Source organism: Candidatus Accumulibacter propinquus (genome assembly GCF_056856495.1).
Window position 1 is genome coordinate 394,375 of record NZ_JBSEHC010000002.1, and the last position, 12,624, is coordinate 406,998.

Annotated in this window: 12 protein-coding genes, 2 pseudogenes and 1 CRISPR repeat array (1 of these 15 only partly in view); of the genes and pseudogenes, 2 read left to right on the plus strand and 12 right to left on the minus strand. The window is 62.2% G+C overall.

The window, feature by feature from the left end:
- A CRISPR array of direct repeats spans positions 1-840; the repeat unit is 37 nt; unit sequence GACGCCCGGCCCGCGAGGGCCGAGCGAGGATTGAAAC; it begins 1,496 nt to the left of the window's first position.
- A gap of 15 nt (positions 841-855) precedes the next feature.
- Positions 856-1,635 (plus strand): annotated as a pseudogene (locus AC15MQ_RS04300) (Wadjet anti-phage system protein JetD domain-containing protein); the annotation flags it as partial.
- A 173-nt stretch (positions 1,636-1,808) separates the two neighbouring features.
- Here the strand turns inward: AC15MQ_RS04300 and AC15MQ_RS04305 are convergent.
- The 11 genes from AC15MQ_RS04305 to AC15MQ_RS04355 form a co-directional block, all read right to left on the minus strand.
- On the minus strand, positions 1,809-2,342 hold the full coding sequence (locus tag AC15MQ_RS04305; RefSeq protein WP_483079671.1) for a DoxX family protein: 534 nt from the start codon (positions 2,340-2,342) through the stop codon (positions 1,809-1,811).
- A complete protein-coding gene (locus AC15MQ_RS04310) occupies positions 2,342-3,127 on the minus strand; it encodes an HvfC/BufC N-terminal domain-containing protein (RefSeq protein ID WP_483079426.1) in 786 nt (261 codons plus the stop codon). The genes AC15MQ_RS04305 and AC15MQ_RS04310 overlap by 1 nt, the downstream gene beginning before the upstream one ends.
- Positions 3,124-4,041: an MNIO family bufferin maturase gene (gene bufB / locus AC15MQ_RS04315; protein ID WP_483079427.1), complete on the minus strand. Its 918-nt coding sequence runs from the start codon at positions 4,039-4,041 to the stop codon at positions 3,124-3,126. Before bufB ends, AC15MQ_RS04310 begins: the two co-directional genes overlap by 4 nt.
- A gap of 28 nt (positions 4,042-4,069) precedes the next feature.
- Complete coding sequence (locus AC15MQ_RS04320; protein ID WP_294996396.1) at positions 4,070-4,372, minus strand: BufA1 family periplasmic bufferin-type metallophore; 303 nt, start codon at positions 4,370-4,372, stop codon at positions 4,070-4,072.
- Between the two features lie 363 nt (positions 4,373-4,735).
- Positions 4,736-4,960 carry a sulfurtransferase TusA family protein gene (locus AC15MQ_RS04325; RefSeq protein ID WP_034917267.1) on the minus strand — a complete coding sequence of 75 codons (225 nt, stop codon included), beginning with the start codon at positions 4,958-4,960 and terminating at the stop codon, positions 4,736-4,738.
- Between the two features lie 17 nt (positions 4,961-4,977).
- Complete coding sequence (locus AC15MQ_RS04330) at positions 4,978-5,442, minus strand: hydrogenase iron-sulfur subunit (RefSeq protein WP_332335965.1); 465 nt, start codon at positions 5,440-5,442, stop codon at positions 4,978-4,980.
- Positions 5,439-7,379: an FAD-dependent oxidoreductase gene (locus tag AC15MQ_RS04335; protein WP_483079428.1), complete on the minus strand. Its 1,941-nt coding sequence runs from the start codon at positions 7,377-7,379 to the stop codon at positions 5,439-5,441. The genes AC15MQ_RS04330 and AC15MQ_RS04335 overlap by 4 nt, the downstream gene beginning before the upstream one ends.
- Positions 7,376-7,870 carry a hydrogenase maturation protease gene (locus AC15MQ_RS04340; RefSeq protein WP_287651634.1) on the minus strand — a complete coding sequence of 165 codons (495 nt, stop codon included), beginning with the start codon at positions 7,868-7,870 and terminating at the stop codon, positions 7,376-7,378. The genes AC15MQ_RS04335 and AC15MQ_RS04340 overlap by 4 nt, the downstream gene beginning before the upstream one ends.
- Positions 7,871-7,876: 6 nt before the next feature.
- The gene (locus AC15MQ_RS04345) at positions 7,877-9,364 is read right to left on the minus strand and encodes a Ni/Fe hydrogenase subunit alpha (protein WP_483079429.1); all 1,488 of its coding nucleotides are present in this window, start codon (positions 9,362-9,364) and stop codon (positions 7,877-7,879) included.
- Positions 9,361-10,377, minus strand: coding sequence for an NADH-quinone oxidoreductase subunit B family protein (locus AC15MQ_RS04350; RefSeq protein WP_483079430.1), 1,017 nt, complete (start codon positions 10,375-10,377; stop codon positions 9,361-9,363). The genes AC15MQ_RS04345 and AC15MQ_RS04350 overlap by 4 nt, the downstream gene beginning before the upstream one ends.
- Before the next feature lie 51 nt (positions 10,378-10,428).
- Positions 10,429-11,559, minus strand: coding sequence for a methyl-accepting chemotaxis protein (locus AC15MQ_RS04355; protein ID WP_483079431.1), 1,131 nt, complete (start codon positions 11,557-11,559; stop codon positions 10,429-10,431).
- Between the two features lie 292 nt (positions 11,560-11,851).
- Here AC15MQ_RS04355 and AC15MQ_RS04360 point away from each other — a divergent pair.
- A pseudogene (locus tag AC15MQ_RS04360) lies at positions 11,852-11,995 on the plus strand (Wadjet anti-phage system protein JetD domain-containing protein); the annotation flags it as partial.
- On the opposite strand, the gene AC15MQ_RS04365 reads toward AC15MQ_RS04360, so the two are convergent.
- The gene (locus tag AC15MQ_RS04365; RefSeq protein WP_483079432.1) at positions 11,996-12,496 is read right to left on the minus strand and encodes a hypothetical protein; all 501 of its coding nucleotides are present in this window, start codon (positions 12,494-12,496) and stop codon (positions 11,996-11,998) included.
- Positions 12,497-12,624 lie beyond the last annotated feature (128 nt).

Sequence of the window (12,624 nt, forward strand, 5' to 3'; positions counted from 1 at the left end):
CGCCCTGTTGACGCCCGGCCCGCGAGGGCCGAGCGAGGATTGAAACACCGCAAGGGCCGCGCATCCTGCCGAATGGCCCGGACGCCCGGCCCGCGAGGGCCGAGCGAGGATTGAAACAGCGGGACCGTGCTTTCCACGGTATCTTGCGGCGGACGCCCGGCCCGCGAGGGCCGAGCGAGGATTGAAACCACAACACCGAAGCCACCATTCGCCCGGTAGCGATCGACGCCCGGCCCGCGAGGGCCGAGCGAGGATTGAAACGTCAACGCCCTTGTCAGGCAGGGCTACGCAGTCGAGGACGCCCGGCCCGCGAGGGCCGAGCGAGGATTGAAACCTCAGAAGTACCGGATATGACCGGTGATGAGCCGGGACGCCCGGCCCGCGAGGGCCGAGCGAGGATTGAAACTGGCTTTCCAGGTCGGCAAATACCATCGCAGGGTGACGCCCGGCCCGCGAGGGCCGAGCGAGGATTGAAACCGCGCGTCGCCTTGCAGAAAGGCGGCCGTCGATGGACGCCCGGCCCGTGAGGGCCGAGCGAGGATTGAAACGTGTTGCTGCGCAGGTCATCCTCCTGGAACGTGTGGACGCCCGGCCCGTGAGGGCCGAGCGAGGATTGAAACTGGTTGCTGGGGACGTTTGACCCGGTCGACGTGTCCGACGACGCCCGGCCCGTGAGGGCCGAGCGAGGATTGAAACTACTTGGTCAGAAGAGTGAACGCGATCGCCGCTCGACGCCCGGCCCGCGAGGGCCGAGCGAGGATTGAAACAAGGCGTTTCGCCGCGAGCCGTCGCCGACCATGCCGGACGCCCGGCCCGCGAGGGCCAAGCGAGGATTGAAACAACCAGGTGGCGAGGCGGTTGACGTCGAGAAGGGAGGAATGGCGCCGACTGCTCGACATCGTCGCCTGGCTGCAGTGCCACCCGCGCCTCGGCGTCTACATGCGGCAGGTGGATATCCCCGGCGTGCACAGCAAGTTCATCGAAGCGCAGCGCGGGGTGCTCGGCGAATTGCTCGATCTCGCCCTGCCGCCCGCGGCGATCGACCCATCGGCCGCCGGAGTGAGCCAGTTCGCTCGCCGCTACGGCTTCCGCGACAAACCGCAGCGTATCCGTTTCCGGATTCTCGATCGCCGGCACGCGCTATTGGACGGCGACCCCGAGCAGGACCTCACCCTCGATGCCCGGAGCTTTGCCCGGATCGACCCGCAAGTCGAACGCGTTTTCATTACCGAGAACGAGATCAACTTCCTCGCCTTTCCGGCGGTGCCGCACAGCCTGATCCTCTTCGGCGCCGGTTACGGCTTCGAGATGCTGCACGAGGCCGCATGGCTGTCGCGCTGCCGCATCCACTACTGGGGCGACATCGACACCCACGGCTTCGCCATCCTCGACCAGTTGCGCACCCATTGCGCCGACGCCGAATCGTTCCTGATGGATCGTGCGACGCTGCTGGCTTTCACCACGCACTGGGGCGAGGAGGACCGGCAGACGCTGCGCGATCTGCCACGACTGAACGCGGAGGAGGGCGCCCTGTACGACGACCTGCGCGACAACCGCCTGCGCAGAAATCTGCGTCTCGAACAGGAGCGGATCGGTTTTGGCTGGGTCGAGGCGGCGCTGGCGGCTTTGGCGTGACAGGTTGCTGCAAGTCCGCCTGATCGATCCTCAGGTTCGCTCAGACCCGCGCCAGCGCGATCCGCCGTCCGGCCCGAGTAGCCGTGCTGCCTGCCTTGCGGTTAACCATACGGACCGAATTCCCATGTCTGCCGCCTCGGCGCCCGCGCGCACTGCCTTCTATCGCCGCCGTCTTATACGATCGGCTTGAAGCGTGCGGCGATCAGGTGATCCACCGACACCGCGCCCGGTCCGCGGGCGATCAGGAAGACTAGCACGCTGGCCCAGACGCCGTGGGTCGGATAGGCGTCGGGGTAGACCAGGAACTGGATCGTCAAGGTCATTACCAGCAGACCGATCGCGGAGAAGCGTGTGGCCAAGCCGAGCAGGATCAACAGTGGAAACAGGTGCTCGGCGAAGGCCGCCAGCGGCGCCGCGAGTTCCGGCGCTACCAGCGGTAGCCGATATTCTTCGCGAAACAGACTCAGGGCGGAGTCCGAGAGCTGCGGCGCGCCGAAATGAAACTCGCCGCTGACGATGTCGATGACAAGGCCCTGTACCTTGGTTTGTCCCGACTTCCAGAAGATCGCCGCTATGGAAAAGCGGCCGAGCAAGGCGATCAGGCTATCGGGGATGCGCCCGAACAGGGCGATCAGCTTGAACACGAGGCCGATTGGACCGCTATTCCCAGCCTGGCTGGCTGCGTTAACGGTGGCGATGGAATTCATCATGCAGGTTCTCTTCTTGGTTGACACAGGTTGATGATGGCTCCGCCGCAGATCAGCATGCCGAGCACGGCGGGCAGATCGAAGGCAGGCTCGGTGTCCAGGGCAAACTGGGCTGCGGCGCCGAAGGCCAGGCCCTGCTGTAGGTGCAGGATGAATTGTGCCGTGGCGCACGGAATCCGCCGAATTTCGACGTCGAGCCCGATGCGCAGGACGAGGGCCGATTCGGGCAGCGCGGGATCGACCGCCGTCAGGTCGGGCGTACCGTCTTGCGCCTGGTGCGCCGCCCACAGCGAAACCACGGCGTGGGCCGAACGCAGCACTGCCAGCGAGGGGTGCAGGTCGAAACCAGTTGCCGCCAGTGCCGGCGCATTCTCCAGCAGGGCCGCAAAGTCCGCGAGGCCAAGCGGCGCCGCATCGGCGGCGTGCCAGGCCTGCACGCGCAGCATCTCAAGCCGGGCGACGTCGGCCAGGTAGGGCAGGACGGCCGCCGGCGCAAAACCTTCGATGAATTCCGCCAGACCCGCGCCGTAGAGCGCCAGAACCGGCGAGCGCGGCGGATGGGTGCGGACGAACAGGCGCGCCATGGCGCGGAAGAATTCCTCGCCGACCAGATCCTGCGTCACCGGATAGCTGTCGGCCAGCGCGTCGATCAGCGAGACCATGACATTGTTGCGGTAGACGGCGAAACGCTGCGCCGGGTCCGAGCCGTTCCAGGCCATCAGGCCCGGTGGGCACAGCGGCTCGGCAGCCAGCACGGCTTCGGCGAAGTGCCGTTGCGCGCTCACGCGCAAGCCTCGGCCGGCGCGGTAGCGGCCAACTGCTGGCGCATGATCCGGTCCGCCCGCTGCGCCTCGGCGAGCAGGACCGGAAACACGGGGATGTCGCCGTCACGCTCGATCAGGGTCGGCAGTGGACCCAGCAGGTCCAGTGCGAATGCATAGAGATCCCAGACCACCTGCGCCACCGGCGCGTCGTGGCTGTCGATCAGCAGGGGATCTCCGGCGGCGTCGATGTCGCGGGCGAAGCCGGCCAGATGGATCTGGCCCACCGCCTTCAGCGGCAGGGCGCGGATATAGGCGCGCGGGTCGCGGTTGTGATTGACGCTGGCGACATGGACGTTGTTGACGTCCAGCAGCAGGCCGCAGCCGGTGCGGCGCACGACTTCACCGATGAAATCGGTTTCGGCCATGGTCGAGGCGGCGAATTCGACGTAGGTCGCGGGGTTCTCCAGCAGCATCCGCCGCTGCAAACGCTCCTGCACATGGTCGATATGCGCGCAAACCCGCGCCAGCGTGCCGACGTGATAAGGTGCCGGCAGCAGGTCGTTGAGATAGACCCCGCCGTGGCTGGACCATGCCAGGTGTTCGGAGAAGGATTCCGGCTGGTAACGCGCCAGCAGCGCGGCCAGCCGGTCCAGATGCGCGGCGTCCAGGGGCTCCTCGCCGCCGATCGACAGGCCGACGCCATGGATCGAAATGGGATGGCGTTGGCGAATGCGGCCCAGGTAGTAGTGGAAGGGTCCGCCGTCCACCATGTAGTTCTCTGCATGCACTTCGAAGAAGCCGACATCCGGCGCAGTGCCAAGGATCTCGCGAAAATGTTCCGGTTTGAGCCCGACCCCGCCGCGCGCGGGCAGGGTCGTGACGGGGAACGCGGGGGCATCGCCCTGGGATGGCCGGCAGTTGGCAGGGTTCGTCATGGCGGATGCTCCGCGATCCGGATTTCGATCAGGCCTTCTTTTCCTTGAACTCGGCAAGCTGGCCCTTGCCGGTCGGCGAAGTCGAGGAAACAGTCTTTTCGCAGGTCCCCTTGGGCACCAGGGTCCAGGCATTGCCCTGGTAGTCGGTTTTCGAGGTACCGGCACATGAGGTGCCGGCGCCCGCCTTGCAGTCATTCTTGCCCTTGAGGGCGACGCCGTAGCATTTTTCCTTGTCGGCCGCGCTATCGGCGGCGAAAGCCGGGCTGGCGGCTACCGTCAGGGCGGCGCCGAGCGCCAGGGCCAGTGAAGCTGTCGTCATTGTCTTGTTCATCGGTACACTCCTTGTTTGGGTTGGATGGCTTGGTTTTCTGCAGTCACCCGAAGTTTCTCGGGCCTGCTGGACGATAGTCGGAGTCGCAGCCGATTCCTTACAACAACCCGGGAGTTTCTTCTCTGACGATTTCGCCCCGCAGCAGAACGCGCGGAGCCCCAGACAAATTTCGAGCGCAACGAGCAACTCGGCCGCGTCGTACAGGCGCGACGTGTCGGCAAGAAGCACGGTACCGACAACTATCGCCATGTCCATCCAGTGCCATCGCGCAACAAGGACGATGCCGTGATGGCCAACAGCAGAGGTGGGTGCGCTGAACGCTTGCGCTCTGCCCGCGCCCCGGCCAGGTCGCCGGGAAACTGTTCAAAGCTTGATCTGGATGCGTTTCTTGCCGCCGCCTTCATCCTTGCACCAGAGGACGGTCTTCCTGGCGCGAGTCGCCCATTCACGCACGTCCTTTTCGAAAGTCGAGCAATCGGCAACGACTTCGAGAATGTCTCCCGGTTTCATCCGGGTCGACTGGACGGTCACTTTCAGCGTCGGTTGCGGGCACTTGAGTCCAACGCAGTCAAGGATTTGGGTTGCCATTCTTCTTCTCCTTAGTTTTAAGATGGTATTACCGCAAGGGCACGAACCTGATCAACGAATTCATTGGTGATCTGCGAAAACCTGTCTGCTTCCGCCGCCGAGACATAGTCAAAGCGAAAGCGCCGCGGATCGACGCCCAATTGTGGTACCAGGCGCTCCAGCAGTTCGGCCCGGCAGTAGGCGCGCAGGTTGCCCTCCTTGTAATGGCAGTCACCGGGATGGCAGGCCAGCACCAATACGCCGTCCGCTCCTTTCTGGAAGCATTCGAGGATCATGGTCGGCTCAACCCGGCCAGAACACATGACGCGGATCGCCGTCAGTTCTGCCGGCACCGGCAACTGGTTGGCACCCGCCTTGTCAGCGCCCGCGTAGGAACACCAGTTGCACAGGAAGGCAACAACTTTGACAGCAACGCCGGCAATGGCGTCAACGTTGTTCGTCGGGTTTGTTGGATGGGTGGTCGAATAGCTCTGGCAACTCATGACAATACTCCCCCAATTTCAGCTCGCAGCATCGCACGGGAAAAGCCCTGACCGGTAATCGCACCAGACGGGCAGGCTGCGACGCAGGTCCCGCAACCTCGACACAGGATATCGGCCACATCGGCAATCCTGTCGCGTGCATTCCACGAAATGGCCTTGTATGGGCAGACCTGCAGGCACGTTCCGCATCCAGAACAGCGCATCACATCGACCACCGCCACCTGCGGATCGACCACCAGATCGCGACCATCGACCAGTTCGGAAAGCGCCAGGCCGGCCGCCGCCGTACCGCTGGAAAAGGCCTCACGGATATCGCCAGGCCCACGACTGGTCCCGGCCAGATAGATCCCCTTCATGTTGCTGGCGCAGGAAGCGGAAAGCGAATGCAACTGGGCAAGGAAGCCGCCTGCATTGGTATCGAGTTCAAGCACCTCGGCAATCTTGCTGGTTCCTTCGCCGGGAACGACTGGACGCATCAGCACGATCATCTCGGCGGCAATCGACTGCCCATTGTCCTGGCAAACGATCCGGCGTTCTGCGCCCACGCCGTCGACGCTCAGGGCGCCCAGCCCGGAATAGCGGCTGACTGCGCTGTGGTCGTGGTGCAGTTGGCTATCGGCATCCAGGCCGGGTACGACCTGTTCGCGAACCAGACGCGTCAGTTCGACCCCCGCCACTTTGGCAGCGGTAATGTGGGCGTACTTCAGCGCAGCGCGGCAACAGGTGCCGGAACAGTAGGAAATCTCGTTGGTATCGAGCGAGCCGGCGCAATGGACAATGGCCACCGATTGCGGCGGGGTGCCGTCAGCTTTCAGGATCTCGCCGCTGGTCGGGCCGTTCATCGCCAGCAGACGCTCGAAGCTGTAGCCAGTATGCACGTCCGCTAGCCCGGCGAACGCAGCGGGAACGTCCTGTTTTTCAAGAGCACCCGTGGCGACGATAATGGCGCCCACTTCGATGGTGATCTGACGAGCGGTATCGTCGAAAGCCAGAGAACCTTCGACCGGGCATTCGACGAGGCAGGCATTGCATTCCTCGCCTTTCAATTTCAGGCAGACTGCCGGATCAATATGCGGAAAATTGGGCAGTGCACCGGCAAAAGGCGCATCGACCGCGGCCAGTTCGCCTGCAGCATTCCACGCGTGCGGCCGGTGCTCGGGGCAGACGGCAGCGCAGGCCATGCAGCCGATGCATAAATCCGGGTTGATGAAGCGTGGTCGCTGTTTGACGGTCAGGGTCCAGTTGCCGAAGGTGCCCTTGACTGCGGTCACCTCGGCCAGCGTCAGCAAATCAACGTACTCACTTTCGTGGCCATGCAGCAATTCGCCCATCACCGGCTCCAGCAAACACGGACCACATTCGAGATTCGGAAAAAGTTCCTCATAGCGAACGGGCAGTCCGCCGATGAAGGGTTCCTTCTCGATCAGGGTCACCTTGCGCCCCGCGCGCGCCAGGGTCAGCGCCGCCTGCATGCCGGCCGGTCCGGCACCGATGATCGCTACTTCGGTGCGCAGCGGCACCTTGCGCGCGACGAGCGGCTCTTGCCGCTGTACCCGATCCAGCGCCGCCGACAACAGACGTGCCGACTTCGCCGTTGCCTGCACGGGATCGGCGGTCACCCAGGCAACCTGCTCACGGACGTTGACCATTTGGAGGAAATACGGGTTGATGCCGGCCCCGATCAACAGCCGCCGAAAAGTCGCTTCATGATCGCGTGGCGAACAGGCGGCGACGACCACGCGTTCAGGCTTTTCTTCCTTCAGCCAGGTTTCCAGCTGTTCGAGGTTGTCGGCACCACAGGCGAGTTGGTCGACCCGGAAAACCGGCCTGGTCGGGTGGCCGGCAAGCAGTTTCTGAACTTTTTCCCAGTCGATCCGCTCCGCGATGATGCCGCTGCAGGTGCAAAGAATGACGGCGGTTCTTGCTCGGGAACTCATGCAGCCTCCTTGTTGGCAAAGAGAGACCCTCGGGCCAGCAAACGTACTGTCCGGCAGGCTTCCGGCAGGGCGCTGGCGACGCGGGGTGACAGGTTTTCAGCGAACGTGGTGACGTCGTCAGCCACCACCGCGACCAGGTGAATATTCATGTCGGTGGGCAGATCCAGGCCCATGGCGCGGCCAATGGTCAGCGCCTGCAGCAGTGTGCAGTCGTGGCCGCAGGCCGCATTCTGGCTGCTGCCGTGGATGCCCGCCACCACCACCTCGCCCGGCGTGCGGCGGCTGTCGAGCAGTGCGTCGACGATGATGGCCCGCGTTGCACCCGCCAGTTCCTCCAGCAGCAACAAGCCGCCGGCATGCGATTCCACCAGCCTCCATGACTCTTCCACTCCGGCTGCCAGTTCGCGAATTACCCTCGGACCGATGGAATCGTCACTTAGAAAAGGGCAACCCAGGCCGATAACGACGCAGTCGCCATTTGTACTGCGCATGGTCGCTTATCCCCGCACCTGTTGATCGAGCAGCGATCCGTCGACGGCGCGCAGGTTAACCTCTAGCGGTGCCTTGCCCAGTGCGTGCGTGGCACACGAGCAGCAGGGATCATAGAGGCGGAAAGCCATTTCCACCTGGTTCAGGATGCCGTCGCTGAACACGCCACCCTTGATCAGCCCCTTGGCGGCCTTCATCACTGAAAGCGAAATCGGGGCATTGTTGTTGGTTGTGCCGACGATCAGATTGACCCTGGTGAGCACACCACGTACGTCGGTCTCGTAATGGTGGGTCAGCGTGCCGCGCGGGGCTTCGACCGAGCCGATGCCAATGCCGGCCCGCGCCTCGACGACCTGGCGGACCGCTGGATCACAGATTTCAGGGTGTTCGAGCAACTCCTGCATGCGCTCTGCGGCATAGAGCAACTCGATCAACCGCGCCCAGTGCGTGGCAAGGCGCTGATGAACCGGCAGGTTGCGGCCATTGGCGGCCTTTCCCCGCGCGCCGAAGGTGTCGAAAAAACGTTCGAATTCAGCCTGCGCAAGCGGTGTGGCCATGCGGTCGGCGACATTGAGGCGTGCCAGCGGGGTGGCATGGTAAATGCCGCTCTCCTGCCCATCGACAAAGCCGTTCCAGCCGAATTTCTTCAGATAGGGGAATTTCAGATAGCTCCATGGCTCGACGTGTTCGGCGATGTGGCTCAGGTAATCCTTGGGATCGTAGAGGGCGACTTCATTTCCCAGTGTATCGACGACACGAATCCTGCCCTCGTAGAAATTGGGTGCCATCCCGGCATCGACCGTCCCCATGCTGTGCGTTTCGTGGCGATACAAGTCGGAAAACATCAGATCAAGATAAGCCTGATCCTTGAGAACGATGTCGTCGAACGTTTTCAGCGAGAAACGGGCGAAATCGATGTTTTCCTTGGCACAGTCAAGAAAATCCCGGCGCATTTCCTCGCTCAGGGCCACCGACCAACCGCCCGGCAACGCCCCGCACAAGTGCACGCCGCGGCCGCCCAGACGCTTGATCAGTTCGTGGTTGCGCTTGCGGCAATTGATGACCTGCAAGCCGATATCGACGCCCACCTTGCGAATGACCCCCAGGATATTGCGCTCGGAGGCCGGAGCATCCGGGCCAACGATGAAATCCGGCCCACCCAGGCAGTAGAAATGCGTGGTGTGATCGGTGACAAAAAACGCCATGTAGATCAATTCGCGAATGCGCCTTGCCGCCGGCAGGCAGGTAACGCCGAAGGCTGCATCGACGGCCTTGGCTGCCGCCATGTGGTGAGCTTCCGGGCAAACGCCGCAGATGCGATTGGTGATATTGGCCATTTCCTCGGCATGGCGTCCGACACAGAAGGACTCAAAACCGCGCAGTTCCGGAATCTGGAAATACGCTGAGGAAACGTCGCCGGCGTCGTCCAGAAAAATTTCAATCTTGCCGTGGCCTTCCAGTCGTGTGATCGGATCGATGGTGATTCGTCGAGTCATTGCTCCACCTCCGGCTTGCGCTCGGCGAGCACGGTCGCTGCCAGTGAATAGCGATAGAAAGTGCCCAGCGGGTCAGCCACGCCGGATAGCGCATGCTTGAGTCGCCGATGCAGGTCCTCTTCGTCCTTGCCAGCCAGATTGCCGGGATCGACCGCCGCCGCCAGTGCCGTCAGCGCGCTGGCGCCGGGGTCGGCGGTCGCATCGAGGGCACCATAGCAGCCGGTGCAGGGCATATTGGCGGTCGGACAAAGGGCATGGCAACCGCCGCGCGTGGCCGGTCCAAGACAGGCGAACCCCTGTTCGATCAAACACCAACCGGTTTCCGGTATGCCCTCATAGGGCCGTAACAACCGCGCTGCCAGCACGCCGCGTTTTTCCCGTGGGCATTCGCTGCAAACGGCGCGGCTGCTGCAACCCAGCCAGGTACCAAGCGGTGGCAAGGGCGCACCGGAAGCCACATGGCGAATGACGGCGATGATCTGTTCCGGCTCCGGAGGACAACCGGGCATGGTGTAATCAACGCTCACAGCTTCATGCACGGCCAGCACGCGCGGCAAGAAGGCCGGCAATGCCAGTTCCCCGTCGGTTACATGGCAGATCGGTTGAGGGATCAACCGCGCCGAGTTTTCGACGCTGGGCGCATTCAGAAAGACCGTGTCCAGCAGGTGCTGCAAACCGTGCTGATTGGCCAGAGCGGGAATGCCCCCCGTAGCGGCGCAAGCGCCGAAAGCGACGAACACCTTCGACTTCCTGCGCAACAACTCTGCCATTTCCCTGTTTTCTTCGGTACGCAGCGCACCGTTGAACAGGGTCAGGAAAATATCGCCATCCGGCAGCGCCTCGATGTCCTTTGTCTTGGTATCGAGCAGACAAGGACAAAACATGAAGTCGAAATGATGATCAACTTCCAGCAAGACCTCATCAATATTGGCCAAGGCGATTTCACATCCGCCGCAGGAAGCTGCCCAATACATGGCAAGTTTTGGTTTGCTGGCTGACATCTTTCCCTCCATGAACAGGAACGGCCTAAGCGATCTGCAACCCCGGCAAGCAAGCCGGAACAGTCAAAACGTGAAACCCTTGACCAACCGGGACAGATGATCCGTTTGCCGAGACAGGGTCATCGCCGCCGTCGCCACGGTACTTGCCTCCTGTGCCGACCCGTCGACCATCGTGCTCATCTGCTGGCTACTTGAACTGATGTCGTCGGTGACCGCTTTCTGCTGCTGGGCGGAAGTGGCGATCTTGCTGATATCGTCAGATAACTCAGTGATCTTGCCGAGTATTTCGCAGATCGATTCGCTTGAGCGTGCGCCATCCTCAACGCCTTTCTCCACCTCATGCACCGCCTGCTTCATGGTATCGACTGCACTCTGGGTTTCGCCCTGGATGAGCTTGATCATCTCGGTAATCTGCTGGGTTGCCTGCGTAGTACGTTCTGCCAGCTTTCTCACCTCGTCCGCCACCACGGCAAAACCGCGCCCCGTTTCGCCGGCCCGCGCCGCCTCGATAGCGGCATTGAGCGCCAGCAGGTTGGTCTGATTGGCAATATCCTTGATCGTTGAAACGATGGCACCAATCTGTTCGGAACTCTCGCCCAGCCTACCGATACGTTCCGATGAATCCTTGATCAACTCGGCAATGGCGTGGATGGAATTGATCGATTCCATGGAAACGTATGCCGAAACATTCGCCGCCTCGTTCGCTGCCGATGCAGCATGTGATGCCTCAACGCAGTTTGTTGCGATATGCCCGGCAGTCGCTGCCATCTGCTCGCTAGCGGCGGCGGCACTCGAGCAACGTTTGGATGCGACCAGGGATTTGTCGGCGATCGCTGCCGCCGATGTGCTCAGCTGATTGACTGTTGAAGCAATCTGCAGTGCAGACTGGCTCACCTCGGAGATGGACCTGCGCAGGTTCGAGACCATGCTGGCAAATGCGGAAAAAACATTGCCCGCATCATCGCCAACCGATGCGGGCAGTGTCACGTTCAGATTGCCTTTGGCCACCTGCCCGATATGACCGGACAACTGATCCAGTGGGCGGCTGATACTCGATACCAGAAAATAAGCAGCCAGGGCTGCAATGCTGACTGCCAGCACCATCCCGCCAAGCGCTACCCCCATCCCGCCACCGCTTCCTGCGACAACAAAAACCGGAATGGATGACAGTACAGCCACCCCGATCAACGTCATCCAGACCCTTGCCCTGAAGTTTGCCATTAGCCCCCCACCCTAGTAGATGCCTTACCCTGTTGGTATCTGCTTGCCCCAATTGTATTAGACAGCAATACTTGCCGACACACAATGCGGGGTATGTTTCGCTGCGTGTCGGCCCGGCACCTCGACACGCGCTTGTTACTCCCGTCTGCATGCGTTCCGGTTCCCTGGTATCGCTCCCCGCAGTAGCGGGTGGCGGAATCTGCCAGTCTAACGGCAGGGAACAAAGAGAACTCGGGGGTGATAGAACCTGGATTCCTCTGTTCTTCTTGACGCGGAGGAGGGCGCCCTGTACGACGACCTGCGCGACAACCGCCTGCCGAGGAATCTGCGTCTCGAACAGGAGCGGATCGGTTTTGGCTGGATCGAGGCGGCGCTGGCGGGGCTGCTTGCGACAAGCCCGTCCGATTGATCACAGGACGGCCTCTTTCGGGAGAAATCCCAAGTCGTCGAAGACATTTCCGTTCCATTGGTTGCTAGCCCGCGCCAAAACTGTACCTGATTTGCAATGAAGCCGTGTCGGCTGATTGGGCGATACTCGGTTCTTCCGCCAGCGATTGAAAGAAGCGGGGCAGTTCGTCGGCTTGCAAGAAGCGGTCACGGCTTCCCGTTCGGCCTGCCACCTTGACGCCTTGCCGGCCTTCTCAATATCGGATAGCGCACGGGCAATCATCGCCCTCGTGATGCGCGTCAGCTTTCGGTCGCCAAGCGGCTTTTGCAGGTAGTCCCGGAATCGCTGCTGCATGTCGCGCCACACCACCAGCTTTTCGCCGTGCCGGGTGCCGTACTCGGTGAAAAACTCCGTCAGTGTCAGCTCAGTCTTGAACGTTCGCCGCGCCTCGGCAGGGTTTGCCCCGCTGGCGAACTCTCCGAGAATCCTTTCGGCCTCGGCTTGCGCCTTCTCTACCGTCATGTATGAAAATTGGCACAGTCACCCTGATCATGGACTGGCATTATGAATGTGATGCAGACGACAAGGCGCGCATTTGCTGCTCGGAGCCTTATCACGGCCCGGACACCCGCACAAGGCATTCGCGTGTC